Genomic DNA, 26011 nt, shown 5'->3' with positions numbered 1-26011 from the left:
TGGACCCGGAACGAAACGAGTTCGCCAGGGATTCACTCGCCGTCGTCCTGGCCGTATTCGCGGTCCCAGAGCTCATGCAGTTCGGCGTCCTTCCGGATGGCCTTGACCGTCTCCAGATCGGCCGGCGGGCGGTGCTGCCAGTCCCTCCGGTTCAGCGCCCTCCGCCCATCGTCGAGCAGCAGGAGGGCCCGGTCCGTCAGGGCATCACCGCGGAGCGTAAAGTCGGTCTTCCGGCGGCGGAGGACTTCCCGCAGGGCGGCACGGGCGGCCGCATTGGCACCAAGCCTCCGCAACGAACGTGCCCGGACCAGGAGCAGCGCGGCGGAGAGGTCATCCCCGTTGAGCAGACCTTCGGTGTCCTCCACCACGTCCGCATCCCGCCCAAGCGAAGCGGCCAGCGAGCAGCGCGCCAGGGCCAGGGGCAACGACGGCGGCAGTCCGGTCAGTGCCGCGAGGGCAGCCTCCCGCTGTCCGGTCTCACGCAGCGCGTGGGACCACGCCAGGAACACCGCCTCCTCACTGAACAGGACCGGAACCTCCACCCGTTCGGCGACCGTCACCCGGGTCACGACACGGGCCAAGTAGGTGAAAGCGTACCGGTTAGCCTCGTCGTCGTTCCTGGTGAGCAGGCCCCGCTGGAGCAGTTCGGAGGCGCGCAGGTGGCCGCCTTGAACATAGCTCAGCAACCCGGCCGTCAAGTAGCACAGCCCGGCCCACCCGGGCTGCGAGTGCGCCAGGGCGATCAGCCGGTCCGGGTCGGAGCTGCCGAAGATGGCGGCATGCACGGCCTTGGCCGACTTGGACGGCGGCCTGCCGCCCACCTTGCCGAGCCGGGGCGTCCCGCCCTCCACGGGCAGGGTGCCGCGGATCCGTCCCGCCAGGACACCGGTCACGCCCTCGGCCAGTCCGCGGACGGGCGTCCGGATGACCGGAGTGCGGAACGGCGTGAGGTCGCGGTGGTCGCGGTACAGGGCCGGGCGCGGTGCGGATTCTCCCGGTTCGGAGCTCATGCATCCATGCTAATGGGAGCGGCTGGGCCGCGGGCAGACTAGGCCGCGGCCGAAATCCATACGCCGATCACCCAGGTGCTGCCGGCGAGGCACGCGAGTCCGAACTCGACGATCATGCCCAGGCCGGTGGCCTTCAGTGCGGCCCCGCTGGAGGCCACCGCGGTGCCGAAAGCCCTTGTGCGGTGCAATTCGCTCAGCAGCAGGCCGGCGGCGAAACCGATGAACAGACCCACCACGGGAATGATAAACATTCCCACAACGCCGAAGACCAGCCCGGCCACCACGGAACGGCTGGGAATGTTGTGCTGTTTCAGTTTCCGGCCGGTCAGCACCGCACTGGCGGCCATTCCAGCCAGGACGAAGACCATGCCGATCGCGAACACCACCCAGCCGGTGGTCCCGGCGCCTCCCCAGATGGCCCAGGACAGCAGGCTCAGCCCGATCAGGATGCTGCCGGGCAGTACGGGGATGACGGTGCCGGCCACGCCCACCAGGATGGCGAGGCCGCACAGGATCGTCACAACAGTCTCGGGGTTCATCGCCCCAGTCTAAGGTTCCCAGGCGGTACGGGACGGCGCCGCGACGGCCGCCGGAAAGCCGGAACGCGACGACGGCGCCGTATCCCCCATGGAAGCGGCGCCGTCGTCGTCTGTTCAGGCGTGGTTACTCGGCTTCGACCGCCGCGGCGACGGCGGCGGAAACTGCCGGTGCCACCCGCGGGTCCAGCGGGCTGGGGACGATGTAGTCGGCGGACAGGTCCTCGTCGGCCAGTTCGGCGATGGCGCGGGCAGCAGCCAGCTTCATGGCCGGCGTGATCCGGCGGGCGCCGGCGTCGAGAGCTCCGCGGAAGATGCCGGGGAACGCGAGGACGTTGTTGATCTGGTTCGGGAAGTCACTGCGGCCCGTGGCCACAACGGCAGCGTACTGGCGTGCAACCTCCGGCAGGACCTCCGGGTCCGGATTGGACAGCGCGAACACGATTGAGTCCTGGCTCATGAGCTTGAGGTGCTCCTCCGCCAGCTTGGACGAGGACACGCCGATGAACACGTCTGCGTCCAGCAGGGCCTCGGCGGGGCCGCCGGAGACGCCGCGCGGGTTGCCTTCCGCGGCCAGCTGGGCCTTCTTGCTGGCGGGGTCGGCGGCGATGTCCGCACGCTCGCTGTTGAGAACGCCGCGAGAGTCCAGCAGCACAACGTCGGCGATCCCGGCGGCGAGCAGCATCTGGGCGACGGCGATCCCGGCGGCGCCGGCGCCCGAGACCACCACGCGCAGGGTCTCGATGTCACGGCCGGTCACCTTCGCGGCGCCGGTCAGGGCGGCGAGGACCACGACGGCGGTGCCGTGCTGGTCATCGTGCATGACGGGGCAGTCGAGGGCCTCGATGAGCTTGTCCTCGAGTTCGAAGCAGCGCGGCGCCGAGACGTCTTCGAGGTTGACGGCGCCGAAACTCGGGCGCAGCCGGACGAGGGTCTCCACAATCTCGTCGACGTCGGTGGTGTTGAGTACCAGCGGGATGGAGTCGAGCTCGCCGAAGGCCTTGAACAGGGCCGACTTGCCCTCCATCACGGGCAGCGAGGCGCTGGCGCCAATGTCGCCCAGGCCAAGGACGGCGGTGCCGTCGCTGACCACGACGACCAGGCGCTGGGCCCAGGTGAGGGTCTTGGCGAGTTCCGGGTTGGCGGCGATCGCGCGGCTGACCTGGGCGACACCCGGCGTGTAGGCGATGGAAAGGTCGCGCTTGCTGGCGAGCGGGACGGTGCTGGAGATGGAAAGCTTGCCGCCCTGGTGGGAGGCGAAAATTTCCTCGTCGCTGAGCACCGCTACGGACTCTGCGGGGGAAGTGGCGTCGGTGTGGATGGTCGTTTCAGTGGACACGTCGTTGTCTCCTGGGGCTCACCGTGGGCGTACGGCTCATGGAAGCTCAAGCACAGGCGTGCTCAAGATGGTCTGGGGAACGTCGGCAGGGACCCGAGGTTGGTGGGACTGCGGTGAAGCTCCGGTACTGCTGACGGCTGGGCCGCTCCGGTTCTGCAATGGTAAACAAAACGTCCCGGGCTCGAAGTGTCACACGACACACTCCGGTAGTTGGTGAAACGTTTATCCAGGCATTTTGGTGAGCCGGATCACAGAAAAGTGCCGTTACTGCCGAGTAAAAAATCAGATTGGTCTAGACCGGTTACGCGGCGGGACGGCTGGATGTCAGCAGGGCGCAGGCCTTTTTGAGGTCTTCCTCGGCTTCGAAGAGCGAAAGGCGGCGGCAGCGGACGGACTGGACCAGTCCAGTGACGGTCAGCAGCAGGACCCGGGAGACGGCGGCGTCGCCGCTCACGGCAGTGACGGCCTTCTCGGCCGTGGAGTCGATCTCGCGGAGCAGCTTCGTCGTGTCTGTGTCCTTGGTGTAGACGGCCTTGTTCAGGCACTGCTCAACCGCCGGCTGCATGAGGCGCATGTGGAAGATCTCCATCACGACGCCGACGGTCGCCTGGGCTGGAACGTCGCCCGCGGCGTTCCCCGCGGCCGGTTTCGCGGAGCGTCCCGCGGGCCTCTTCGTCGGCGCGGCGGACGTGGCAGCGGCTGGAGCGGCCGGCGAGTTGGCTGCGTGCAGTTCGGCGAGCTGTTTGCGGTAGAGCGCCAGCACCAGCTGGGTGGCGGAGGGAAAGTAGCGGTACAGGGTGCCCAGGGGAACGTCGGCCTTGGCAGCGACTTCGGAGAGGACCACGGAGTCCAGGCCCTTGCGGGCGAACCCGGCGGCCACGTCGAGGATCCGGGTGTAGCGGAGCCGTTGCCGGGGCAGGGTGGGCGGCGGGGCCATCGGAGGAAGTTCTGAGTGGAATTCAGGCATCAGCAGCGTTCCGGGGTCGGTTTTCTCGGCAGACGTGAGGGATCCCCCACAGCGCTGCCGCGGCAATTCCCGTCAACTATACGCCACGCTCCCCGGCGCTAAGCCAGTCACAGGCGGCGCCGGAAATGCCCGGACGGGGCCTCCCCGGCCGCAGGTCCGGGCCTATTCGACGCCCTTGATTTTGACCACGAACACGGCCCCCAGCAGCCCGATCACCGCGGCCGCCACGTACAGCGAAACGTAGCCGCCCCACATCGTCACGAAGGGGAAGGCGATGAGCGGGGCAAGCACCTGGGGCAGGGAATTGGCGATGTTGAGGACGCCGAGGTCCTTGCCCCGGTTCAGCGCCGCCGGGAGCACCTGGGTGATGAGGGCGAAGTCCACCGCGAGGTAGCAGCCGAAACCGACGCCCAGCACCGAGGCGCCCAGCAGGGCGCCGGCCCAGTTCGGCGCGAAGGCGAGGATCAGCGAAGCCGCCGCAATGACCACCGAGGAGATGATCACCAGCGGCTTCCGCTTTCCCATCCGGTCGCTCAGCCGGCCGCCGATCACACTGGTGATGATCACCATCACCGCGTACAGCCCGGTCAGGATCAGCACGCCGAGCTCCGGCGCCATGCCCTGGGTCTCTTCAAGGTGGACGGCGTCCTTGAGGAAGAACAGCAGGTAGAGGGTGACCATGTGATTGCCGATGTTCACCAGGAGCCGGGTCAGCCAGGCCCAGGCGAAGTCCGGGTAGAGCGCCGGGGAAATCCAGAAGCCCCTGGCGAAGCCGGCCAGGCTGAACGGCGGGCGCGCCCCCGCGGGGAGCGGAACGTCGTCGTTCCTGAAGAAATACAGCACGACGCCGGCCAGCAGCGCCACGGCGCAGACCAGATAACCGACGGCGAAGTTCCCGGTCACTGCCGCGGCGATCACCGCGCCGGCAAGGATGCCGACCGTCTGTCCCATGGCGGCCAGGCCACCCACCGTGCCGCGCTGGGTCACCGGAACGCGGTCCGGGATGGCGGCGGTGATGGCGGCGTAGGCCCCGTTGCAGCCGGCCTGGACGAGGCACCAGAGAAGGGTCATGACGGCCACGTTCGGCGCACCCGCCAGCGCAATCAGGGCCGCGGCGCCGAGGACGGCCCCGAAGAGGACCCACGGGACCCGGCGGCCCCGGCGAGATGCCGTGCGGTCGCTGAAAGCGCCGAACAGGGGGTTGGCCACAAGTGACACCGCTGCACCGGCTCCCGTCACGAGGGCGAGGATCGCTTCCTTGTCGGTTTCGCTGAACGCTGCGGCCTGCTGGCCGAGGAGCACCTGGATCGGGCCAAAGAATGCGGCGTTTATGCCCAGGTTGACGAGCACGACGCCGGCAATCCAGACCGGGCGGACGGCCCGTTCGGGTTCGGCGAGCGCCACCGCGGTCGGGCCTTCGGCGGCGAGACTGGCACGGGCAGGGTCCGGAGCTGCTCCGGGCGTATCGGACAGGCTCATGGAATTCGGTTCCCCCCGGAAACGGATGACGCAGACTGAAGATCAGTGTGGAGCCAGACTATCGTGGGGATCACGATCCGCCCCCTATTTCCACCGCACAGGAGAACCGATGGCCGCATCCGCCGTTAATACCGCCGACCTCTTCGACGAACGCGGCGAGGAGCTTGACTCCGTGGCCCTGCAGTTCCAGTCGCTCGGCGGCCACACGCACTTCAGCGGCCCGGTCCGGACCATCCGCTGCTTCGAGGACAACGCCCTGGTGAAGTCCACCCTCGCCACACCCGGCGACGGCGCGGTCCTGGTCGTGGATGGCGGCGGATCGCTGCGCACGGCGCTCATGGGGGACCTGATCGCCGCAAGCGCCGTCGCGAACGGCTGGGCCGGCGTCGTCATTAACGGCGCCATCCGGGACCGGACGGCAATCGCGGAACTGCCGCTCGGGGTGAAGGCGCTGGGGAGCAACCCGCGCAAGAGCGCCAAGACCGGCGCCGGCGAGGCCGACGTCGTACTGGAAATCGACGGCGTCGTCCTCCGGCCCGGCGCGATGATCTGGTGCGATCCGGACGGGATCCTGGTCGAGCGGTAAGTTTTGCTCCCGGCCGTCCGTGGCGTCACGGCAGGCAGTTTTTCGATGTGCCTGCCGACGCTGATCCGCGGAATTCCGGGGAATGTGGGGGGTTGAGCGGCCAAAAGAGTGCGCCGCGTGACGTTCCCGGCCCGGCACAAAGAGGACGACGGCGGAGCCCGCGCACCGCGCCCGGCAACTGTATGTTTCCTCTCACTTTTTGAGGCGTGTGACAGGCGTCGCTCCGGCTCTGGTGTAAGACTGGGTAGCTGCGGCGCAGGCCGTGGAACGCGAAATGCCGAGGGAGCCAGATGACCACCACCCAAGACCAGACCGCAGCCAAGATCCCCCAGCGGGTCATTTGGCTGGCCGTGGCGGGCGCCGTCGGCGGCTTCCTCTTCGGCTTCGACTCCTCGGTGGTCAACGGCGCCGTCGACGCCATCAAGGACGAGTTCGCGCTCAGCGAGGCCGTGACCGGCTTCGCCGTGGCCGTTGCCCTCCTCGGCTGCGCGGCGGGCGCCTACCTGGCCGGCAAGGTCGCCGACCGCTACGGCCGCATCCCCGCCATGAAGATCGGTGCGCTGCTGTTCCTGGTCAGTGCGATCGGGACGGGTTTCGCCTTCAGCGTGTGGGACCTCATCTTCTGGCGTCTCGTCGGCGGCCTAGGCATCGGCCTGGCCTCCGTGATCGCCCCGGCCTACATCTCCGAGATCTCCCCGCGCCACGTCCGTGGACGCCTGGCCTCACTCCAGCAACTCGCCATCACCACCGGCATCTTTGCCGCCCTGCTTTCGGACGCCCTGTTCGCGAACTTCGCCGGCGGTGCCGACCAGGTCCTCTGGTTCGGCATCGAGGCCTGGCGCTGGATGTTCCTCGCCGGCGCCGTGCCCGCCGTCGTATACGGCTGGATTGCCTACACCCTGCCCGAGTCGCCGCGGTTCCTGGTGTTCCAGGGCAAAGACGAGGAAGCCCTCGAGATCTTCCAGTCCATCGCCCCGGACGAGGACACGGACCGCCACCTGCGCGACATCAAGAAGGCCATCGAAGAGGACAAAGTCGCGGGCCAGAAGGGTTCCCTGCGCGGCAAGGCCTTCGGCCTGCAGCCCGTAGTGTGGATCGGCATCATCCTGTCGGTGCTGCAGCAGTTCGTCGGCATCAACGTGATCTTCTACTACTCCACCACCCTGTGGAAGGCTGTCGGTTTCCAGGAGAAGGACTCCCTGACGATCTCCGTGGCCACCGCCGTCACGAACATCCTTGTGACCCTCGTGGCGATCGCCCTCGTGGACCGGATCGGCCGGCGGCCCATCATGCTCGCGGGTTCCATCGGCATGGCCGTCTCCCTCGGCACCATGGCCCTGGCCTTCGGATCCGCCACCGGGACCGGCGACGCGATTTCGCTGCCCGGCGCTTGGGGGCCGGCCGCCTTGGTGGCCGCCAACGTCTTTGTGATCAGCTTCGGCGCCTCCTGGGGCCCGCTGGTATGGGTGCTGCTGGGCGAGATCTTCCCGTCCCGGATCCGCGCCCGCGCCCTTGGCCTCGCCGCAGCCGCGCAGTGGATCGCCAACTTCGCCATCACGCTCAGCTTCCCGGTCATGGCGGCTGCCTCGCTGCCCCTGACTTATGCCATGTACGCGATGTTCGCGGCGGCGTCGTTCTTCTTCGTGAAGTTCAAGGTGCCGGAGACCAACGGAATGTCCCTGGAACAGGCCGAGACCCTGTTTGTGCCCAAGGGTTCCGCAAAGGAAACCTCGAAGGCCTGAGCCGGGCGCCCTGCGGCGTACTCCTCCACCGCCTCACGAGGTGACGGGTTCAGAGAACGAGCTTCATGCCCTCGTGGCTTGCCGCGAAGCCGAGCCGCTCGTAGAAGCGATGGGCGGCCGTACGGGATTTGTCGGTGGTCAGCTGGACCAGGGAGCAGCCGCGGCGCCGCGACTCATCGATGGCCCATTCCACCATGGCGGCCCCCACGCCGTAGCCGCGCAGGTCCGCCGAGACCCGCACCGCCTCCAGCTGGGACCGCCATGAACCCCGGCGGGACAGCCCCGGCAGGAAGCTGAGCTGGAACGTAGCCACCAGGCGGGTTCCGGACGCCTCGGCGGACACCAGCTCCCCCACGAGCAAGAGGTGCGCCGGGTCGGCGTCGATCGCCGCGAACGCCTTCTCATAGGGAGCCAGATCGGACGTGTCCTCGCGGCTCGATCCGAGCTGGTCGTCCGCCAGGAGCCGGAGAATGCCCGGCAGGTCGGCGAGTTCGGCAGGGCGCAGGCGGAACGTCCCGCCGTCGACGTCAAGGGTCAGCAATGCGGTCCGGTCACGGGGGTTCGAAGTCACCAGCCCAGCTTGCCCTACCGCCCCACGTTCAGCGAGGACCCCCGCGACAAATGCCCTGCCAGTTCTGGTTGCTAAAACCCTCGGGTGGGCACCAAAGGTGATAGCGCAACGGGGGCGGCGCCCAACGCAGACGCAGACGCCGACGCCGGAACTCGGGTGAGCTCCGGCGTCGGCGGCATGCTTCGGCGATGGGAAACAGACTAGACGGCGGCCTTGGCCTCCTCGACGAGGGTGGAGACGGCCGGGAACAGCGGGTGGTCCGGGGCCAGGCCCGTGATCTTCGCCGCTGCCTCGTCCGCGCCCGTGGAGGCCAGGATCTTTCCGAGCTCCACGGCCTCGTCGTCGGCCGGGTCGTTGAAGCGCAGGGCTGCGGCGATCGCGCCGAGCAGGGCCTCCGGGACGATCCCGCGTTCGGCCAGCTCCGCAGCGGGCCCGATGAAGCGTTCGTGCCGGCCGAGCTTGCGCAGCGGCGCACGGCCCACCCGGTGCACGGTGTCCGGCAGGTGCGGGTTGGAGAAACGGCCCAGGATCTTCTGGACGTACGCCTCCTGCTCCTCACGGTTGAACCCGTGCTTGGCCACCAGGAGCTCCTTGGTTTCGTCCAGGACGGCGCGCACGTCGGCGGCGACGTCCTGATCGGCCATGGCCTCGGAAATCTTGCCGAGGCCCGCCTCGAAACCGAAGTAGGCCGCCGCGGCATGCCCGGTGTTAACGGTGAACAGTTTCCGCTCGATGTACGGTTCCAGGTCGTCCACGAAGGTCGCGCCCGGAATCACCGGTTCCTTGCCCGCGAACGGGGTCCGGTCGATGACCCATTCGTAGAAGGTCTCTACGGTAACGTCCAGGCCCTGCCCGGCCTCCTGGTTGGGCACAATCCGGTCCACCGCCGTGTTGGCGAACACGGCGGCGTCATCCAGGGATCCGGCGGCCGGATCCCACTGGGCAGTCACCTCGGACTTCAGGATGTCGGTCGCGTTGATGGCGTTTTCGCACGCCATCACCTGCAGCGGGGCCAGTCCGGCGGCCCGGGCTGCGATCCCCTTGGCGATCACGGGCGCCACGAACTTGAGGATGTGCGGCCCCACGGCCGTGGTGACGATGTCCGCCGTCGCGATTTCCGCGATGACGTCCGCCTCCTGGGTGCTGGAGTTCAGCGCGCGGAAGTTCTCCACGGTGCGGACGGCAGGGTTGTCCCCCACCTCGTGGACCTGGTAGGAGTCCGCGGCGGCCAGCTGGTTGATCAGGGCCTCCGCGACGTCCGCGAAAACCACCTCGTACCCGGCCTCGTGCAGCAGCAGGCCCACGAATCCGCGCCCGATGTTTCCGGCTCCGAAATGAACAGCCTTCACTAGGAGTTGACCTTTCCGAACAGGGCCAGCACTTCGTCAACCGTGGTGGCCGCCTCAAGCTGGGCCACCTGGGCCTTGTTGGTGAAGACCTTGGCGATCGAGGACAGGATGTGCAGGTGTTCGTTGTTGACGCCGGCCACGCCGACCACGAACTTCACTTCCTTGCCGTTCCAGTCGATGCCGTTCGGGTAGCGGATCACCGATACCGCGGACTTCATGATGTGGTCCTTCGCGGCGTTGGTGCCGTGCGGGATGGCGAGGAAGCTGCCCATGTAGGTGGAGACGGATTCCTCGCGTTCGTGCATGGCGTCCACGTAGCCGGAGTCGACGGCGCCGCGGTCCAGCAGGAGCTGCCCGGCCTCGTCGATCGCGGCGTCCCGCGTGGTGGCGGTGCCGTTGAGGACGACGCTCTCGGCCACCAGGATTCCCGCGGGACCGGCCTCCTCGGCAGCTTCCGGCGCCGGTGCGACGGCGGGAGCGGAAGCCTCCGCGTCGGTTCCCCCGTCCGTGTTGCTTGACCTGACCAGCTCCACGATCTCGTCGTACCTCGGGCTGTTCATGAAGTTGTCGACCGAGACATGCACGGCGCTGGCGGTCACCGGCTTGGCCCGCTCCGTCAGGTCCTGGTGTGTGATGACGACGTCGTACGTGTCGCTGAGGTTGGCGATCGCGGAGTTGGTGACCTTGACGTCCGGGAAGCCGGCAGCCTTGATCTTGTTCCGCAGCACCGAGGCGCCCATCGCGCTGGAGCCCATGCCGGCGTCGCACGCAAAGACGATGTTCTTGACCGGGCCGGCCAGGACGGCGACGCCGCCTGCGGCGGCACCGGGACCCGTGAGCATGGAGGACACCGAGCTCTTCTTGCCCTTCATTTCCTCCATCCGGGCAGTGGCGGCGCCGAGGGCCTCTTCCTCGCTGGCGCCCACCGGGGTCTTGCTGGCCTTCAGGATCACCGAGGCGATGAGGAAGGACACGGTGGTGGCAAAGAGCACGGAGAGGGTCACGCCGACGTAGCTGTCGCGTGCGGTGGCGGCGTAGACGGCGATGATGCTGCCGGGGGCGGCCGGTGAGCGGAGCCCTGCGCCGGTGACCACGAGGGTGAAGATGCCGGTCATGCCGCCGCCGATCGCGGCGAGGATCATGATGGGCTTCATGAGCACGTAGGGGAAGTAGATCTCGTGGATGCCGCCAACGAACTGGATCAGGGCGGCACCGGGCGCGGACGCCCTGGCCAGTCCCGTGCCGAAGATCGAGTAGGCGAGCAGAATGCCGAAGCCCGGACCGGGGTTGGCTTCGAGCAGGAAGAGGATGGACTTGCCCTGCTCGAGCACCTGCTGCGTGCCCAGCGGGGTGAGGATGCCGTGGTTGATGGCATTGTTCAGGAACAGGACCTTCGCGGGCTCGATGAAGATGCTCGTGAAGGGCAGCAGGCCGTTGATCACCAGGAATTCGACGACGGCGCTGGCGCCGTTGCTGAAGGCCTTCACCACCGGGCCGACGACGAGCATGCCAACGACTGCCATGCCGGCAGCCAGGATGCCGGCCGAGAAGTTGTCGATGAGCATTTCGAAGCCCGGCTTGACCCGGCCTTCCCAGATCTTGTCCAGCTTCTTCATGAGCCAGGCCGTCAGGGGACCCAGCATCATGGCGCCGATGAACATGGGGATGTCCGTGCCGACGATGACGCCCGTGGTGGCCACCGCGCCGACGACGCCGCCGCGCACGCCGTACACCATCCGGCCGCCGGTGTAGCCGATCAGGAGCGGGAGCAGGTACGTGATCATCGGCCCGACAAGCTTGGCCAGGTCCTCGTTCGGCAGGAAACCCGCCGGGATGAACAGCGCCGTGATGATGCCCCAGGCGATAAAAGCGCCGATGTTGGGCATGATCATGCCGGACAGGAACGTTCCGAATTTCTGGACGCCCACCCGCACGCTGGTGCGGGGTTTCGCAACTGTCTCTGTTGCCATGTGATTTCCTAACCGTCGTTCCTGCTGCACCGCAGGATGGTCCGATACATTCGCCGAGCTAGCTGGTGGAGCTGGTGGAGATCCGGTGGAGCCATTCGAGGAAAAGCTTGAGTTCCGAGCTGGAGAGCTGGTCCGAGTGCGATGACTGCAGGGCCGCGTTCAGGGCGATCGCCGCCACGACCACCGAGGATTTCCCGGAGTCTTCCGGGCCGCTGTTTTTGGCCTGGTCCGAGGACACCGCAAAGATCATGGCGTCCCGGGTCATGGTGGACAGCTCGAGGTTGCGCTCGGGCGCCTTCTCCGTGATCAGCATCAGCGTCACGCCCACGTTGGCAGCCAGGATGCTCCTGGCCGCTTCGCGCGGAGGGACGTTGAGCTGGCCGGCGACGGCGGCCTTGTTCAGCATTTCCTCCATAAGGCCCTCGGCGTCGGCGACGACGGCCGGGCGGCTCTCGGGGCGGATGTTGCCAAACATGACCAGGTACAGTTCCGGCTGCTTGAGCCCGAACTGCACGTGGTTGTCCCACATCCGCCGGATGTCTTCCAGCGGCTGCCCGGACGGCGCGAAGTCGCGTTCGCCCGCCACATATTCTTCAAAACCTGCCGCGACGACTGCGTCGAACAGCCCCTCCTTGTCACCGAAGTGGTGGTAGAGGGTCGGCGCGGTGACGCCGGCCAGCTGCGTGATCTGGCGAGTGGAAACGGTACCCCCGGCGGAGCTGGCCAGCAACTCGGCGGCTGCACGGAGCAGCCGCGTCTTAGGCGGAAGCTGGCCATCGAAACTCATAACCGCTACCCTAGCACCTATAGCAACGCTATATGAAGTGCATCACATACAATTTTTTCAGGTGCCGGATCCGCCTGCCGACGTAGCCGTCGGCGGGCGCCCCCGGACGATCCGGGAGGGAAACTCCGGCCCGGTTCGGACGGCCCCGGCGTCACCTGACTTAATGGCTTACCGGCCCACGGCAGAGAATGAGGACCTTCAGTGCAGAACTTCCCAGGAGTAGGCGTCAGCCCCGGCCGCATCATCGGAACGATCCGCCAGATGCCCAAACCCGTCAGCGAACCGCCGGCCGGGGAACAGTTGCCCGCCGGCGTCACGGCCGAGGATGCGACGGCGGCCCTGAAGGCCGCCGCGAAGGCCGTCCACGATGAGCTGAAAGCCCGGGCCGAGACCGTCAGCGGCGACGGGAAGGCAGTCCTGGAGGCCACTGCACTCATGGCGACGGACACCATGCTCCTGAAATCGGCGGCCAAACTGATCGGCCGCGGCACGTCCGGCCAGCGGGCCATCTGGGAAGCCGGCGGCTCGGTCTCGGAAATGCTGCACAACCTGGGCGGCTACATGGCGGAGCGCGCCACCGACGTCCTGGACGTCCGGGCCCGGATCGTGGCCGAACTGCGCGGCGTCCCGGCCCCGGGCATCCCCTCCTCCCCCACCCCGTTTATCCTGATCGCCGAAGACCTGGCTCCGGCGGACACGGCCACCCTGGATCCGGAGAAGATCCTGGCGCTGCTCACGGCCGGCGGCGGACCGCAGTCCCACACCGCCATCATTGCCCGCTCGCTGGGTCTCCCCGCCGTCGTGGCCGCCGCCGGCGTAGACCAGCTTCCTGACGGCACGGAAGTGTATGTGGACGGCGCCGCCGGCCTGATCACTGCGGACCCGGATGACTCTCAACGGGCCGCCGCCGAACACTGGGCCGCCACCGCCTCGCTGCTGGCCGACTTTGACGGCACCGGCGCGACGGCGGACGGGCACCTGGTGCCGCTTCTCGCCAACGTCGGCGGGGCCAAGGACGCTGTGGCCGCCGCGAAGCTGAACGCGCAGGGTGTGGGGCTTTTCCGGACCGAATTCTGCTTCCTTGAGCGGGACACCGAGCCCACCGTGGACGAACAGGCCGCCGCGTACAAAGGCGTCTTCGACGCCTTTCCAGGCAAGAAGGTGGTGCTCCGGACGCTCGACGCCGGCGCGGACAAGCCGCTGCCCTTCCTCACCGACGCCACCGAACCGAACCCCGCCCTCGGCGTGCGCGGTTACCGCACCGATTTCACGACGCCGGGCGTGCTGGAACGCCAGCTGCAGGCCATCGCCCGGGCGGACCAGGAATCCGAGGCGGACGTTTGGGTGATGGCGCCCATGATTTCCACCGCGGAGGAGGCCGCCCGGTTCGCCACGCTGTGCGCCGAAGCCGGGATCAAGACCCCCGGGGTCATGGTGGAGGTCCCGTCCGCGGCGCTCACCGCCGAGGCCATCCTCCGGGAGGTCGGGTTCGCGAGCCTGGGCACCAACGACCTCACCCAGTACGCCATGGCCGCCGACCGCCAGCTCGGCCCTCTCGCGGCCCTCAACACGCCGTGGCAGCCGGCCGTCCTGCGGCTGGTCGGACTGACTGTCGAGGGTTCCGCCGCGGAAGGCTCCAACAAGCCCGTCGGCGTGTGCGGTGAGGCTGCCGCGGACCCGGCCCTCGCCGTCGTCCTGACCGGGCTCGGCGTCTCGACGCTGTCCATGACGGCCCGGTCCCTCGCCGCCGTGGCTGCGGTGCTGAAGACCGTCACCCTGGCCGAGGCGCAGGAGCTGGCCAAGCTGGCCCTCTCCGCACCGAGCGCCACCGAGGCCCGCGCCTGGGTCCGGGCCAAGCTGCCGGTCCTTGAGGAACTGGGCCTGTAACCGAAGCGCGGGCCCCCGCCCGGGGCGCTAGGATGCACTCCATGACACTGATTGCTCCCCGGGTGGCCACCGCCCTTCCGGCCGAGGACGCGCAGCAACTCCAGTACGCCCTCGACGGCAGCGACGACATCACGGTGTTCGTCGACGGGACCGTGCACCGGCTACCGGCCCAGGCGCGGGACGCCGTCGTCGACCTGTTGGCGCGCTTCAGCCGGGGCGAGGCGGTCACGGTCAGCAGCGTCGAGGAAATGCTGACCACGTCGCGGGCCGCGGAGCTGGCGGGCATCTCGCACACCTACCTGCGGAACATGACGGACCGCGGCGAAATCCCGGTGGAGTACCGGGGCACGCACCGGCGGATCCGGCTCGCCGACATCATGGCCTGGCTGGAAAAGCAGAAAAAGAACAATTCCGCCGACGATGCACCGGGCCCCGGGGATGACGGTGCCGCTGATGCTTCGTGACGGCGTGATAAGGATCAAACAACGATCCCGGCCCGGCGCGGAGGCGCGCGGAGGGCCGGGGTTACGCTTGGATTGTGGGTAAGTTCAGAGGGTGGCACATCGTGGCAGGCATTGCCGCCATGGTGCTCACCGGCATCCTCGGAACCGCGATGGGGCTGAATAATACGGCGGCCTTTATGTCCAGCTGTGTGGCGTTTGTGGCTGTCGCGCTGTGGATGGACAGCCGGATCACGCTCCGCAGGAGACAAAGGGCGCGCGCACTAGCGCGTGAGACGGCGGAAGCCGCCGGCCGTGAGGACGTCCGCCCCGAGCAGGACCGCCAATTCGGCGCCGAACCGCCGAACCGCGACGGCCGCGGCACCTGAAGCCGCCGGACCCGAAGCCCATCGGGCTAGATCCGGGGCCGGTCCGCCCAGCGCCGCGCCTTCAATGCCGCGTGGAGTTCCAGCCGCACCATTCCCTTGAGCGGATCGACGCCGAGCAGCTGCCGGATCCGGCCCAGCCGGTTGTAGATGCTGCTCCGGTGCAGATGCAGCTTGTCCGCCACTTCCTGGACTGAGCCGTCGTTGTCGTAGAAGAGTTCCAGGACGGGCAGCAGTTCGTGGTTCCGGTCGTGGACCTCCAGAAGGCGGAAGTAGACCGAGCCGGCGTCCGCCCACGCCCCTGCTCCGCCGCCCGCCGAGGCCAGCAGCTGGTAGATTCCGGTGGCGCGGCAGTCCACGAGTTCCCCCAGCTGGGGATCCACCGCCGCCGCCTGGGCAGCCTGACGGGACTGCCGGTAGGCGTCGGCCAGTTCCCGCGGCCGGGCGAAGCCCTCGGAGGTTCCGAGGATGATCCGATGCACCGCCCTGCCGGAGCGTTTGGCCAGCTCCAGCTGGTAGTGGACCAGCACCTGGGCGTGGTCCGCCCGGCCGGTGGACTCCTTGAACAAGACGACGGAGTGGGTCTCCGTGCCCGCGCTGAACAGGGCGGCGTCCACCCCGATGGTGGCCTGCAGCGCCGCGGAGCGGTGGATCAGCGTGGAGGCGATCGGGTCCGATCCCTCCGCCCAGCCGTCGGCGTCGAGTACTGTCACGAGCTGCCAGGGCCCGCGCCCCTGGACTTCCTTCCAGCCGCCCACGGCCGCGACGGCGTTGGACTCGCCCCGGCAGGCGGCCAGGAATTCCTGCTCGCGGCGGCGGCGGAACTCGGATTCGGCGGTGTTGGATTCCAGCAGGAGGGCTGAGAGCTGCTCGAGTTCCGGGGCCACCTCGGGCAGCTGGGCGAGGACCGACGTCGCGTTTGGTTCGTCGGCCTCCAGCTGGACCCAGAGGTAGCCCACCCGGAAGCCGCGCAGCAACAGGGGAACGCAGACGCGGCCCAGCATCCCGAGCTCCTCGTTGGCCGGCACCACCACAGGCCGAACCGCCGTCGCGATCCCGTGCGAGAGCTGCCAGGCGCTGACGTCCAACGCGACACGTTTGGTGAGCAGGAAGTTCACCCGGACGCGGTCCGCGTGCGACTGGTTGGAGCTGTAGGCGAGCAGCAGACCGTCGAGATCCTCAAGGGAGAGGCCGCGGCCCAGTTTCAGAGCGACCTGCTCCACGAGCTGTTCGACGTCCTGCTGCTGCATCCTGCAACATTACTGCCGTTTCCTCCCCGGTTGGGAATGCGGCGGCTAACACCCCCACAACGGACAGCAGGCGACACCTGACGTTTGGCGGTTCGACATTTGTCCAGCTCGCTATTTGGAAAAGCCCGGAATTCCGCGGAACCCTGCTGCTGCCGTCGGGCCGGGCCTGTCGCCTGCCTCACAGTGGGATTTATTCTGGAAGTACGACTTCCCCTCACACATCCAGGCCCACAAGGCCGCCAGCAATGGAGCCCCAAATGATCATCGGTGTCCCCAAAGAGATCAAGAACAACGAATTCCGCGTCGCCATCACGGCTGCCGGCGTCCACGAGTTCCGCACCCACGGCCACTCGGTCCTGGTGGAGCGCGGCGCTGGTCTGGGCTCGGGCATCACGGATGAGGAGTACGCCATCGCCGGCGCCGAGATCGTCGTCGAAGCCGACGACGTCTGGTCCCGCGCCGACATGGTCCTGAAGGTCAAGGAGCCGGTCAAGGCCGAATACCACCGCTTCCGCAAGGGCCTGGTCCTCTTCACCTACCTGCACCTCGCGGCCGAGCCCGAGCTGACCCAGGCCCTGATCAACAGCGGCGTCACCGCCATCGCCTACGAGACCGTCCAGGAAGGCCGCGCCCTGCCGCTGCTCGCCCCGATGTCCGAGGTCGCGGGCCGCCTGTCCGTCCAGGTCGGCGCCACCTCGCTGATGGCTCCGGCCGGCGGCAAGGGTGTGCTGCTCGGCGGCGTCCCGGGCGTCCGTCCGGCCAAGGTGGTTGTCCTCGGCGCCGGTGTTGCCGGCACCAACGCCGCCGCCATGGCCCTGGGCCTCGGCGCCGACGTCACCATCCTGGACATCAACATCAACCGCCTGCGCGAACTGGACGCCCAGTACCAGGGCCGCCTGAAGACCGTTGCGTCCAACGCCTACGAGATCGAGAAGTCAGTTGTCGACGCCGACCTCGTGATCGGGTCCGTGCTGATCCCCGGCGCCAAGGCCCCGAAGCTGGTCACCAACGAGCTCGTCTCCCGCATGAAGCCCGGCTCCGTGCTGGTGGACATCGCCGTGGACCAGGGCGGCTGCTTCGAGGACACGCACCCCACCACGCACCAGGAACCGACGTACAAGGTCCACAACACGATCTTCTACTGCGTTGCCAACATGCCGGGCGCCGTCCCGAACACCTCCACCTACGCACTGACCAACGTCACCCTGCGCTACGCCGTCGCCCTGGCCAACCTGGGCGTCAAGGCCGCCTTCGAACGCGACGCCGCCCTCGCCGCCGGGCTCAACATCGCGGGCGGCAAGGTTGCGCACCGCTCGGTCTCCGAGGCGCACAACCTGCCCCTGGTTGCCGACTGGCACGAGCTCGTCTCCGCCTAACCAGCTCGGCTCCGCAAAGCCGGACCGCATCGGCTGCTCCGATACCGCCCTTTTGGACTCCCAAAAGGGCGGTATGGGCCCACGCCGGCAGGGTTCCCTGGCCGAGTTTGCGAGGCGAGGGGGCCGGTGGGGAGCAGTCGATTGCTGTTTAAGCCAGAGCCCTGACCTGTTCGATCAGCCGCAGGACCTCCACCGGGCCGGCCGGGTCCACGGGGACAGGCAGTGCCGATCCCGCGCCGCCGTCCGCGATCTTCTCCGCCAGGATCCGGTAGAACTCCGGGTAGGCGCCACGCTCCGTGGGCAGCCGGTCCAGGTGCCCGTCCCGGCCGAGGTGCCCGGCCCACTCGCGGTCTTCGACCCCGTAATCCGGGTCCAGCGGGCTGCCGCCGGCCACGATGAAGGGTTCCTGCGGGTCAATCCCGTGCTTGGTGAAGGCGCCGTCGCTGCCCAGCAGCCGGAAGCGCGGCGCCTGCTGGGCGCAGAGCATGTTCATCCAGAGGTGGCTCGTGACGCCTGATTCGTGCCGCAGGGCGACGAACACGTCGTCGTCGGTCTTCTCCCCCGCCCGTCGCGCCGCCAGCTCCGCGTGGGTGACCGTGGCGGGTCCGAAGAGCTGCACGGCCTGGTCCAGCAGGTGGGTGCCGAGGTCGAACAGCACGCCGCCGCCGTCGTCCGCCGTCGCGTCCGCTTTCCAGGCCTTGGCGACCGTCGGGGACCAGCGTTCGAAGCGGGATTCGAACCGGGCGACGGTTCCGAGGGCACCGCTGTCCAGCAGCCCGCGGACGGTCAGGTAGTCGCCGTCCCAGCGCCGGTTCTGGAAGACCGTGAGCACGCGGCCCCGCCGCTCTGCGAGCCGGATGAGTTCCTCGCCTTCGGCGCTGCGCACCGTAAACGGCTTGTCGACGACGACGTCGAGCCCGGCTTCCAGCGCGGCCTTCGCGAGCGGGTAGTGCGTGGCGGGCGGGGTTCCCAGAACCAGCAGGTCCAGTTCGCCGGCGAGCTCAAGGATGCCCGCCGGGGTGTCCACGATCCGGGCGCCGGGGTACCGGGCGGATGCGGCGGACTGCCGGCCCGCGTCGGACGTGGAGATCACCTCGAGCGAGTACGCGGGATTGGCCGCGATGAGAGGCGCGTGGAAGACGCTGCCCGAAAGGCCGAAGCCGGCCACGGCAGCTCGGATGGGCCGGGAGTCATTTGTCATGGCTCCCACGCTACTCCCGCGCGCCCGCTCGACGCTCCCTCAGATTTCGTAACAAATCAGGCGACGCTCCCTCGATACGTGAGGGAGCGTCGCCTAATAGGCTGCTAGAGGTGAGGGAGCATCGGAAGGGGTGTTACTTCTTTTCCCAGCCGATGGTGGTCCAGTCCGGAACCTGGGACAGGCTCTTGAACAGGGACGGGCCGTAGTTGGCCAGACCGGTGCGCACGAAGGAGATCTGCGGACCGTTCATAACGACACCCATGGAGAAGTACTTCTCCATGTGCTTCTTTTCAACTTCCATGGCTGCCTTGTTGCGCTCGGCGTTGTCGGCAATGGTGGAGAGCTTCTTGATTTCGGCGTCCAGTTCGGCGTCGCCCAGTTCGTTCTCGTTCGTCTTGGAATCGTAGAACTGCTTGACGGCGTCGGTCGCGTCGGCGCCCACGGTGTAGCCGGAGACGCTCATGAAGAAGTCGCGGCTGCCCAGGACCTTGCCGAAGTCGGCAGAAGCCCGCTGGTCGATGCCGACATCCATGCCGCCGGCCTTGAGCTGGTTCTGCAGGGTCTGCGCGAAGGCCAGGGTGGTGGGATCGTCACCGAAGTTGCTGATCTTGAAGGCGGCGGGGACGCCGTCCTTCTCCATGATGCCTGCGGCGTTGGCCGTGTAGCCGGCGTCGGTGAGGACCTTCTTGGCAGCCTCGGCGCCGGTTTCCTTGACCGGGTAGTTGTCCTGGTAGTAATCGGAGAACGGCAGCAGCATCATCGATCCGGAGCTGGTTTCTTCCCAGTTCAGGCCGTTGAAGCGGACCTTGCGCAGCGCTTCGCGGTCGACGGCGGTGAAGATCGCCTTGCGGATCGCGACGTCGGTCAGCGGCGCCTTCTGCGCGTTGAGGTTCAGGCCGCCTGCGAAGAGGCGCTGGCCGCGGCGGATTTCGGAGCCCTTGGTGCCGTCGAGCTGCTTGTACGGGGTGATGGTGTTTGCGGAAACGCCATCGATTTCGCCGTTCTTGAAGGCGGCGATTGCGGCGCTGCTCTCAAGCTGGCGGAAGACCACCTTTTCCAGGACCGGCTTGTTGCCCCACCACTTGTCGTTCTGGGCGAGGGTGACCGTCTTGGCGGCGCTGTCGTACTGGCCCAGCTTGAACGGGCCGGCCATCCATTCCGGGTGCATGTCCCCGGTGAAGCCTTCGTTGAAGATCGCCGGGGTGTTCACGGCCGGGTGGATCAGGCCGGTGAAGAGGGCGTCCAGCGGGTAGACCGGCTGGGTGGTGGTGACAACGACTTCCTTGGCGCTGGAACCGGCCTTGACGGAGTCAACGAACTCGTACGCGCCGGAGCTGACGATGTCGATGTCCTTGTTTTCACCCTTGAGCATGTTCCAGGTGTTCTCGAAGGCCTTGACGTCGATCGGCGTGCCGTCGTTGTAGGTGGCCTTCTCGTTCACCTTGATGGTGATGGTCTGCTTGCCGTCCTTGACCTCGCTCTTGACGTCTTCGCAGAAATCCTTGTTCGGCGTGGCGGTGCCGTCGAAATCGAAGTTCCAGCAGCCCCAGGTGCCGGCCTGGTCGATCGGGCGGTGCAGGGCGGTGTTGTCCGCGCTGTTGCCGTTGTTGGAGAAGCCGTTGAAGTCCGGACCGATGTTGCCCAGCGGCAGGGTGACGGTGCCGCCCGGCTGCAGGTCCTTGGCGTCCTTGGCGTTGATGCTGACGAGCTTGGCCAGGTCGCTTCCTGCGTCCTGGCCCTTGCCGGCGTCGGGACCCGTTGCGGCGCCGCCGCCACCGCCACAAGCGGTGAGCGCAAGCGCTGCCACGACGGCGGTAACGCCGCCGATCTTGGTCAGATTCTTCATGTGTTCCCCTTCATTCCATTTTTGGTGCGAGTTGTGCTGCGTGTGACTGGTAGGTCAGATGGTTTCGTGGACAACGAGCATGTCCGCGTCCAGTTCGCCGTCCGGGTAGAAACAGGCGAATTGCTGGTCTGTGGGGGCCGCCGGTGCGGCCCGGCGGCCGGGGGCCGGCGTGGTGGGCGCCGCTGTTTCCAGCGACGGCTCCTGGGTCAGGCATTTCTCCTGCCGGGCCGGCGGCAGGGCCGCGAAGACCGGGCAGCGGGTGGCAAAGTTGCAGCCCTTGGGCGCCTCAAGCGGCGAGGGTAGGTCCCCCTGCAGGATGATGCGTTCGCGGGTGCGTTCCAGGACGGGGTCCGGGACCGGAATCGCGGAGAGCAGGGCCCGGGTGTACGGGTGGCGCGGGTTGTCGAAGACGCTGTCCACGTCCCCGATCTCCACGATCTTGCCCAGGTACATCACGGCCACCCGGTTGGAGATGTGCCGCACCACGGACAGGTCGTGGGCCACCATCAGGTAGCTCAGCCCGAGTTCCGCGCGGAGCTGGTCCAGGAGGTTGATCACGCCGGCCTGGACGGACACGTCCAGGGCGGACACCGGCTCGTCGAGGACCACGAGTTTCGGGTTCACGGCGAGGGCGCGGGCAATGCCGATGCGCTGGCGCTGGCCGCCGGAGAACTGGTTGGGGAAGCGGTTGACGTGGTCCGGCTGGAGGCCCACGAGTTCCATCAGCTCCATGATCCGCTTCCGGATCTGGGCCTTGGCCATGCCCGCGTTCTCGAGCGGCTCGGACAGCACCTCAAAGACGGTGAAGCGCGGATCGAGGGCGCCGGTGGGGTCCTGGAACACCATCTGGAGTTCCTTGCGCATGGCGCTTTTGGTCTTCGCGTCCGCGGCTTCCTTGTTGCTGAGGCCGCCGATGACCACCTCGCCGTCCTGGTCCTTGTGGAACTCCATGATTTCCAGCAGGGTGGTGGTCTTGCCGCAGCCGGACTCGCCGACGATCGAGAAGCACTCGCCCTCGCGGATGTCGAAGCTCAGCCCGTCCACCGCCTTGACGGTGCCGATCCGGCGCTTGATCAGGGCACCCTTCAGCAGCGGGAAGTGCTTCTTCACGTCCCGGAGCTCCAGCACGGTCCGGCGTTCCGCGCGGGGGATCGCGTCAAAGCGCGACACCGGCACCGCCGGGGCCTTGAAAACCTCGCGGACGTCCACTTCCAGGCCGAGGGAGTCGGTCTTGATGCAGGCGGCCTGGTGCGGCAGGCCGCCGTCGAGGTTGTCCCCGGCGACGGGCCACAGCTCCGGTTCGCCCTGCAGGCAGGCGTCGCTGACCAGCGGGCAGCGCGGCGCGAAGGAGCAGCCCGTGGGGGTGTGGATGAGGTTCGGCGGGATGCCCTCGATCGGCACCAGCGAGGACTTCTCTGCCACGTCGACGCGCGGCACGGCGCCCAGCAGGCCCATCGTGTAGGGCATCCGCGGATTGTAGTAGATGTCGTCGACGCTGCCCGTCTCCACCGGTTTGCCGGCGTACATCACCATGATGTCGTCGGCCATGCCGGCCACGACGCCCAGGTCGTGGGTGATCATCACGACGGCGGCGCCGGTTTCTTCCTGCGCGGTGTGCAGCACCTCGAGGACCTGCGCCTGGATGGTGACGTCGAGCGCCGTCGTCGGCTCATCGGCGATCAGCACGCGCGGGTTGTTGGCGATCGCGATGGCGATCATGACACGCTGGCGCATGCCGCCGGAGAACTCGTGCGGGAAGGCCTTGAGCCTGTCTTTCGGGCTGGGGATGCCCACCATGCCGAGCAGCTCGGCGGCGCGCGCCTCCTTGGCCTGCTTGCTCATCGTGGGGTTGTGGACCGTGAGGGCCTCGATGATCTGGGTGCCCACGGTGTAGACCGGTGTCAGGGAGGACAGCGGGTCCTGGAAGACCATGGCGATGTCGTTGCCGCGGTGCTGGCACATGGCCTTGTCGCTGAGGCCAAGGAGTTCCTTGCCCTGGAGCCGGACCGAACCGGTGATCTCCGCCGTCGGGGGCAGGAGGCCAAGGATGGCCATGGAGGTGACGGACTTCCCGGAACCCGACTCCCCAACGATGCCCAGCGTCTTGCCGGCGCGGAGGTCGAAGTCGATGCCGCGGACAGCATGCACCACGCCGTTCTCTGTGTTGAAGCGGACGTTCAGGTCCCGGACGGAGAGCACTGCGTCGGTGGGGGCGTGCAGCCCGGCGACGTGCAGGCGCTCAGCGGTGGAGAGATCGGCGGCGGAGAGCCCGGAAGTTGCCGGGCTGGCGGTCATTTCGTGGCTCATGCGACCCTCTTCTGTGTCTTGCCGGTCTGGCCCTTCTTCTTGGCGCTGCCGACCGAGCTGGAGCTCGGGTCGAACGCGTCCCGCAGGCCGTCGTTCATCATGGCGAGCGAACCGGTCAGCAGGAACATGACGGTCAGCGGTACCCAGAACATCCACGGGAACGTGGAGACCTGGGAGGTGGCCTGGCCGATCAGCACGCCCAGGCTGACATCCGGGACCTTGATGCCGATGCCGATGAACGAGAACGCAACCTCGGCCAGGATCGCGCCGGTGATGCCGCGGGTGATGTCGAGGACCAGGAGCGAGCCGATGTTCGGGACGAGGTGCCGCCAGACGATGCGCCGCGGCGGGATCCCCATGTACTGGGCAGCCTTGACGAAGTCGCGCGACATCAGGGACATCGAGAGCGAACGGATGAGGCGGGCGGTGCCCATCCAGCTGAAGACCAGCAGGACGATGATCAGCAGCAGCCAGCTGGGCAGGGACTTCTGCAGGCCGTCGCCGCCGCCGCTCGTGGCCACGGCAACCACCAGCAGGGCCGGCATCATGATCAGGGCTTCGAGGACGAACAGCATGACCTTGTCCACCTTCCCGCCGAAGTAGGCCATGGTGCAGCCGTACACGGCGGCGATCAGGACCGAGACGAGGCCGACAACGAGGCCGATCAGGATCGAGATCCGGGTGCCTTCGACCGTGAGGGCGTAGAGGTCGATTCCGGCCTGAGACGTGCCCAGCAGATGCTCGGCCGACGGCGGCATGCCGATGTTGAACGGGTCGATCGTCTCCTTGTCCCAGCTGGTGAAGAAGCCGCCCACGAAGGAGAACAGGGTCAGCGCCAGGAAGACGACCAGGCCGACGACGGCTGTTTTGTTGCGCAGGAAGCGGCGGAGGATGATCGAGGACTTCGCGATGACGACGTCGTTGTTCTCGATCTTCGCCTCCCCGGCCACGGCGGCCGGGTCGATGGTGTTGAGGTTTGTCATGGTTACTGCACCCGCACTCTCGGGTCGACCAGGGTGGTGGCAAAGTCAGCGAGGATCGCGCCGATCGCGAAGATCACGGAGCCGTAGGCGAGGGTCGCCGTCGCGGCGTTGACGTCCTGCAGGGCGATCGCGTCGATGCTCCAGGACCCGACACCGTGCCAGGCGAAGATCTTCTCGGCAAAAAAACCGCCGGCGAAGATGGCCGGGATAGTGAAGGCGATGCTCTGCGCCACGGGGATGAAGGAAACGCGCAGGGCGTGGCGGCTGATGGCCTGGTTGCGGGTCAGCCCCTTGGCCCGCGCGGTCCGGACGAAGTCGGCGTTGACGTTGTCCAGCAGGTATTGGCGCTGGGCGATCTGGTAGGCGCCCCAGCCCACGATCGTGATGGCGAAGGTCGGCACTGCGTAGTGGGCCAGCATGTCGACGAACTGCGCCCAGCCGTCGCCGTCGAGACCCGGTGTGGAGATCCCGGTGACAAAGAAGATGCGTTCGCCGACCGTCTCGTTGATGTTGATGGCACCGAGCTGCACCAGGAAGTAGGCGATCGGTGCGGGCACGATGTACACGAGGTAGCTGTAGGAGGTGATGACCCGGTCCGAGGCCTTGTACTGCCGGGCCGCCGTGTAGACGCCCAGGGCGATGCCGATGATCAGGGTCAGGATGATGGATGCAATGAACAGCCGGGTGGAGATCCAGACCCGGTCGCCGAATTCGGCGTTGATGAACGCGCCGTTGGGGCTGCGTCCCCAGTCCCAGCGGGTGACGATTGCCGTGAGCCAATCGACGTAGCGTTCCCACGGGCTGAGCTCGGGGTCGAGGCCCTTGAGCCGGAAGGAGTTGGCCACCTGTTCGGGGGTGGGCCGCGGGATCCGCTCCTGCTCCAGCAGCGCGGGCTGCAGGGTGTTCACGGCCAGAAAGTACCCGGCGGTGGTGGTCAGGAAGATCATGAAGACATACGTGATGGCGCGCTTGGCGAGGTATCGGAGCATGGGATGACTAGTTCTGGATCGCCGTTGCCTGTGCGGTGCCCGCCGCGGCCGGACCGGCTGAAGCAGCCTCGCTGCGCGCAGGATTCTTGACAAGATTCACTACATTGATCCTTCCGTAGTCCCCATCCGGCAGGGGATTACCGCTGCCGATCCGGGATCTGGGCCAGCGGGTATCTGGCCGCCTGCAGGCCTTTCGGCGAGTCCTTGTGGACTATGTTGCAGGTCACATTCCAGAGGAAACTATCACATGGATACTCCCGCGGAATGCCGCACTCCCCGGCATTCCGCGAGTCAGGTATCAGATCGTTATGAATAATTCCGGGGAATGGATTAGGCCCGGCGCGGCCGGTGGCCCGTAAGGGCCTACGCTCCGCGCACTACGCGCGAGACGAGCTCGCGCCAGGACGCGGCGAGGCGCTGCGGGTCGATGTGGTGGACGCGGACGGCATGCAGGATCCGCTCCGGCTCCAGGACCGCACTCAAAGAGGTGGCCATCAGCCAGGGATCCGTCGTGACACCAGCCTCCCGCAGCAGCATCTCCAGGTGCCGGTGCCAGAGCACGGCCGCCGGCACGTCAAACCGGTTGTAGGCCGACACGTCCGCGGCCCGGGCCAGCTCGCCATATTCGAGCACCCAGGCGATGCGCTCCTCGCCAAACGCGATGAGCCTCTCCCGCGGCGGGGCACCGGGGCCGAGCGGCGGCGGGCCGAACATAAAGCGCCCCTGAAACTGGGCCTCGGCGTCGCTCAGCAGGGTCATCATGAGCCCCGCCCGGCTGCCGAACCGCCGGAACACCGTCCCCTTGCCCACGCCGGCCCGCTGCGCCAGCGTGCCCATGGTCAATCCGTCCGCGCCGCATTCCTCGATGAGCTCGCGGGCAGCACGCAGCAGCAGCTCGCGGTTCCGCGCGGCGTCGCGGCGCTCAGGCTCCAGGCCCGGCCGGATTGGGATGAGGCTCACACCGCACATTCTAGTACCGGGGAATAGAACCGGACCGCAGTCCGTTTTGA

Annotated in this window: 22 protein-coding genes; 6 read left to right on the top strand and 16 right to left on the bottom strand. The window is 67.6% G+C overall.

Going from position 1 to position 26011, the window contains the following annotated elements; all coding sequences use genetic code 11:
• Window positions 1-32: 32 nt before the first annotated feature.
• From AC1DF4_RS06830 to AC1DF4_RS06810, 5 genes are all read right to left on the bottom strand, one after another.
• Complete coding sequence (locus AC1DF4_RS06830) at window positions 33-1010, bottom strand: hypothetical protein (protein WP_476912157.1); 978 nt, start codon at window positions 1008-1010, stop codon at window positions 33-35.
• Between the two features lie 38 nt (window positions 1011-1048).
• Window positions 1049-1549, bottom strand: coding sequence for a DUF456 domain-containing protein (locus AC1DF4_RS06825; protein WP_476912156.1), 501 nt, complete (start codon window positions 1547-1549; stop codon window positions 1049-1051).
• A 124-nt stretch (window positions 1550-1673) separates the two neighbouring features.
• Window positions 1674-2867: an NAD(P)-dependent malic enzyme gene (locus AC1DF4_RS06820; protein WP_476912198.1), complete on the bottom strand. Its 1194-nt coding sequence runs from the start codon at window positions 2865-2867 to the stop codon at window positions 1674-1676.
• Window positions 2868-3186: 319 nt separating this feature from the next.
• Window positions 3187-3822: a TetR/AcrR family transcriptional regulator gene (locus AC1DF4_RS06815; protein ID WP_476912155.1), complete on the bottom strand. Its 636-nt coding sequence runs from the start codon at window positions 3820-3822 to the stop codon at window positions 3187-3189.
• A 192-nt stretch (window positions 3823-4014) separates the two neighbouring features.
• Window positions 4015-5331 carry an MFS transporter gene (locus AC1DF4_RS06810; protein WP_476912154.1) on the bottom strand — a complete coding sequence of 439 codons (1317 nt, stop codon included), beginning with the start codon at window positions 5329-5331 and terminating at the stop codon, window positions 4015-4017.
• 109 nt (window positions 5332-5440) lie between these two features.
• On the opposite strand from AC1DF4_RS06810, the gene rraA reads away from it, so the two are divergent.
• On the top strand, window positions 5441-5917 hold the full coding sequence (gene rraA / locus AC1DF4_RS06805; RefSeq protein ID WP_476912153.1) for a ribonuclease E activity regulator RraA: 477 nt from the start codon (window positions 5441-5443) through the stop codon (window positions 5915-5917).
• Window positions 5918-6207: 290 nt separating this feature from the next.
• Window positions 6208-7659 (top strand): sugar porter family MFS transporter, encoded by a 1452-nt coding sequence (locus tag AC1DF4_RS06800; protein WP_476912152.1) that lies wholly within the window; start codon window positions 6208-6210, stop codon window positions 7657-7659.
• Window positions 7660-7708: 49 nt separating this feature from the next.
• Here AC1DF4_RS06800 and AC1DF4_RS06795 read toward each other — a convergent pair whose 3' ends face one another.
• The 4 genes from AC1DF4_RS06795 to AC1DF4_RS06780 all read right to left on the bottom strand — a co-directional run bounded on the left by AC1DF4_RS06795 (window position 7709) and on the right by AC1DF4_RS06780 (window position 12336).
• Window positions 7709-8230 carry an N-acetyltransferase family protein gene (locus tag AC1DF4_RS06795; RefSeq protein ID WP_476912151.1) on the bottom strand — a complete coding sequence of 174 codons (522 nt, stop codon included), beginning with the start codon at window positions 8228-8230 and terminating at the stop codon, window positions 7709-7711.
• A 200-nt stretch (window positions 8231-8430) separates the two neighbouring features.
• Window positions 8431-9579, bottom strand: a complete 1149-nt coding sequence (locus AC1DF4_RS06790; protein ID WP_476912150.1) for a mannitol-1-phosphate 5-dehydrogenase — start codon at window positions 9577-9579, stop codon at window positions 8431-8433.
• A complete protein-coding gene (locus tag AC1DF4_RS06785; protein ID WP_476912149.1) occupies window positions 9579-11549 on the bottom strand; it encodes a PTS mannitol transporter subunit IICBA in 1971 nt (656 codons plus the stop codon). The genes AC1DF4_RS06790 and AC1DF4_RS06785 overlap by 1 nt, the downstream gene beginning before the upstream one ends.
• A 58-nt stretch (window positions 11550-11607) precedes the next feature.
• The gene (locus AC1DF4_RS06780; protein WP_441405211.1) at window positions 11608-12336 is read right to left on the bottom strand and encodes a TetR/AcrR family transcriptional regulator; all 729 of its coding nucleotides are present in this window, start codon (window positions 12334-12336) and stop codon (window positions 11608-11610) included.
• 201 nt (window positions 12337-12537) lie between these two features.
• Between AC1DF4_RS06780 and ptsP the strand changes: the two genes are divergently transcribed.
• The 3 genes from ptsP to AC1DF4_RS06765 all read left to right on the top strand — a co-directional run bounded on the left by ptsP (window position 12538) and on the right by AC1DF4_RS06765 (window position 15052).
• On the top strand, window positions 12538-14223 hold the full coding sequence (gene ptsP, locus AC1DF4_RS06775) for a phosphoenolpyruvate--protein phosphotransferase (RefSeq protein ID WP_476912148.1): 1686 nt from the start codon (window positions 12538-12540) through the stop codon (window positions 14221-14223).
• A 41-nt stretch (window positions 14224-14264) separates the two neighbouring features.
• Complete coding sequence (locus AC1DF4_RS06770) at window positions 14265-14687, top strand: helix-turn-helix domain-containing protein (RefSeq protein ID WP_476912147.1); 423 nt, start codon at window positions 14265-14267, stop codon at window positions 14685-14687.
• A 74-nt stretch (window positions 14688-14761) separates the two neighbouring features.
• Window positions 14762-15052 (top strand): hypothetical protein, encoded by a 291-nt coding sequence (locus tag AC1DF4_RS06765; RefSeq protein WP_476912146.1) that lies wholly within the window; start codon window positions 14762-14764, stop codon window positions 15050-15052.
• 26 nt (window positions 15053-15078) lie between these two features.
• Here the strand turns inward: AC1DF4_RS06765 and AC1DF4_RS06760 are convergent, their stop codons facing one another.
• A complete protein-coding gene (locus AC1DF4_RS06760) occupies window positions 15079-16299 on the bottom strand; it encodes a PucR family transcriptional regulator (protein ID WP_476912145.1) in 1221 nt (406 codons plus the stop codon).
• A 257-nt stretch (window positions 16300-16556) separates the two neighbouring features.
• Between AC1DF4_RS06760 and ald the strand changes: the two genes are divergently transcribed.
• On the top strand, window positions 16557-17675 hold the full coding sequence (gene ald, locus AC1DF4_RS06755) for an alanine dehydrogenase (RefSeq protein ID WP_441405216.1): 1119 nt from the start codon (window positions 16557-16559) through the stop codon (window positions 17673-17675).
• A 148-nt stretch (window positions 17676-17823) separates the two neighbouring features.
• Here ald and AC1DF4_RS06750 read toward each other — a convergent pair whose 3' ends face one another.
• The 6 genes from AC1DF4_RS06750 to AC1DF4_RS06725 form a co-directional block, all read right to left on the bottom strand.
• Window positions 17824-18876, bottom strand: a complete 1053-nt coding sequence (locus tag AC1DF4_RS06750; RefSeq protein WP_476912144.1) for a Gfo/Idh/MocA family protein — start codon at window positions 18874-18876, stop codon at window positions 17824-17826.
• A gap of 133 nt (window positions 18877-19009) precedes the next feature.
• Entirely contained in the window at window positions 19010-20722 is a 1713-nt protein-coding gene (locus tag AC1DF4_RS06745) for an ABC transporter family substrate-binding protein (protein WP_476912143.1), read from the bottom strand.
• 54 nt (window positions 20723-20776) lie between these two features.
• On the bottom strand, window positions 20777-23029 hold the full coding sequence (locus tag AC1DF4_RS06740) for an ABC transporter ATP-binding protein (protein ID WP_476912142.1): 2253 nt from the start codon (window positions 23027-23029) through the stop codon (window positions 20777-20779).
• On the bottom strand, window positions 23026-24012 hold the full coding sequence (locus tag AC1DF4_RS06735; protein WP_476912141.1) for an ABC transporter permease: 987 nt from the start codon (window positions 24010-24012) through the stop codon (window positions 23026-23028). The genes AC1DF4_RS06740 and AC1DF4_RS06735 overlap by 4 nt, the downstream gene beginning before the upstream one ends.
• A 2-nt stretch (window positions 24013-24014) precedes the next feature.
• Window positions 24015-25001, bottom strand: coding sequence for an ABC transporter permease (locus AC1DF4_RS06730; protein ID WP_476912140.1), 987 nt, complete (start codon window positions 24999-25001; stop codon window positions 24015-24017).
• A gap of 363 nt (window positions 25002-25364) precedes the next feature.
• Entirely contained in the window at window positions 25365-25961 is a 597-nt protein-coding gene (locus AC1DF4_RS06725; protein WP_476912139.1) for a TetR/AcrR family transcriptional regulator, read from the bottom strand.
• Window positions 25962-26011: the final 50 nt, after the last annotated feature.

The sequence above is a fragment of the Arthrobacter sp. 05N429 genome, from assembly GCF_056397045.1.
This window is presented reverse-complemented; position numbering and strand designations above follow the sequence as displayed.

Excerpts from the sequence above, each read along its gene's own strand:
- AC1DF4_RS06830 (WP_476912157.1), bottom strand. The coding sequence starts at position 1,010 with ATGAGCTCCGAACCGGGAGAATCCGCACCGCGCCCGGCCCTGTACCGC.
- AC1DF4_RS06825 (WP_476912156.1), bottom strand. The coding sequence starts at position 1,549 with ATGAACCCCGAGACTGTTGTGACGATCCTGTGCGGCCTCGCCATCCTG.
- AC1DF4_RS06815 (WP_476912155.1), bottom strand. The coding sequence starts at position 3,822 with ATGGCCCCGCCGCCCACCCTGCCCCGGCAACGGCTCCGCTACACCCGG.
- AC1DF4_RS06810 (WP_476912154.1), bottom strand. The coding sequence starts at position 5,331 with ATGAGCCTGTCCGATACGCCCGGAGCAGCTCCGGACCCTGCCCGTGCC.
- rraA (WP_476912153.1), top strand. The coding sequence starts at position 5,441 with ATGGCCGCATCCGCCGTTAATACCGCCGACCTCTTCGACGAACGCGGC.
- AC1DF4_RS06800 (WP_476912152.1), top strand. The coding sequence starts at position 6,208 with ATGACCACCACCCAAGACCAGACCGCAGCCAAGATCCCCCAGCGGGTC.
- AC1DF4_RS06785 (WP_476912149.1), bottom strand. The coding sequence starts at position 11,549 with ATGGCAACAGAGACAGTTGCGAAACCCCGCACCAGCGTGCGGGTGGGC.
- AC1DF4_RS06780 (WP_441405211.1), bottom strand. The coding sequence starts at position 12,336 with ATGAGTTTCGATGGCCAGCTTCCGCCTAAGACGCGGCTGCTCCGTGCA.
- AC1DF4_RS06770 (WP_476912147.1), top strand. The coding sequence starts at position 14,265 with ATGACACTGATTGCTCCCCGGGTGGCCACCGCCCTTCCGGCCGAGGAC.
- AC1DF4_RS06760 (WP_476912145.1), bottom strand. The coding sequence starts at position 16,299 with ATGCAGCAGCAGGACGTCGAACAGCTCGTGGAGCAGGTCGCTCTGAAA.
- ald (WP_441405216.1), top strand. The coding sequence starts at position 16,557 with ATGATCATCGGTGTCCCCAAAGAGATCAAGAACAACGAATTCCGCGTC.
- AC1DF4_RS06750 (WP_476912144.1), bottom strand. The coding sequence starts at position 18,876 with ATGACAAATGACTCCCGGCCCATCCGAGCTGCCGTGGCCGGCTTCGGC.
- AC1DF4_RS06745 (WP_476912143.1), bottom strand. The coding sequence starts at position 20,722 with ATGAAGAATCTGACCAAGATCGGCGGCGTTACCGCCGTCGTGGCAGCG.
- AC1DF4_RS06740 (WP_476912142.1), bottom strand. The coding sequence starts at position 23,029 with ATGAGCCACGAAATGACCGCCAGCCCGGCAACTTCCGGGCTCTCCGCC.
- AC1DF4_RS06735 (WP_476912141.1), bottom strand. The coding sequence starts at position 24,012 with ATGACAAACCTCAACACCATCGACCCGGCCGCCGTGGCCGGGGAGGCG.
- AC1DF4_RS06730 (WP_476912140.1), bottom strand. The coding sequence starts at position 25,001 with ATGCTCCGATACCTCGCCAAGCGCGCCATCACGTATGTCTTCATGATC.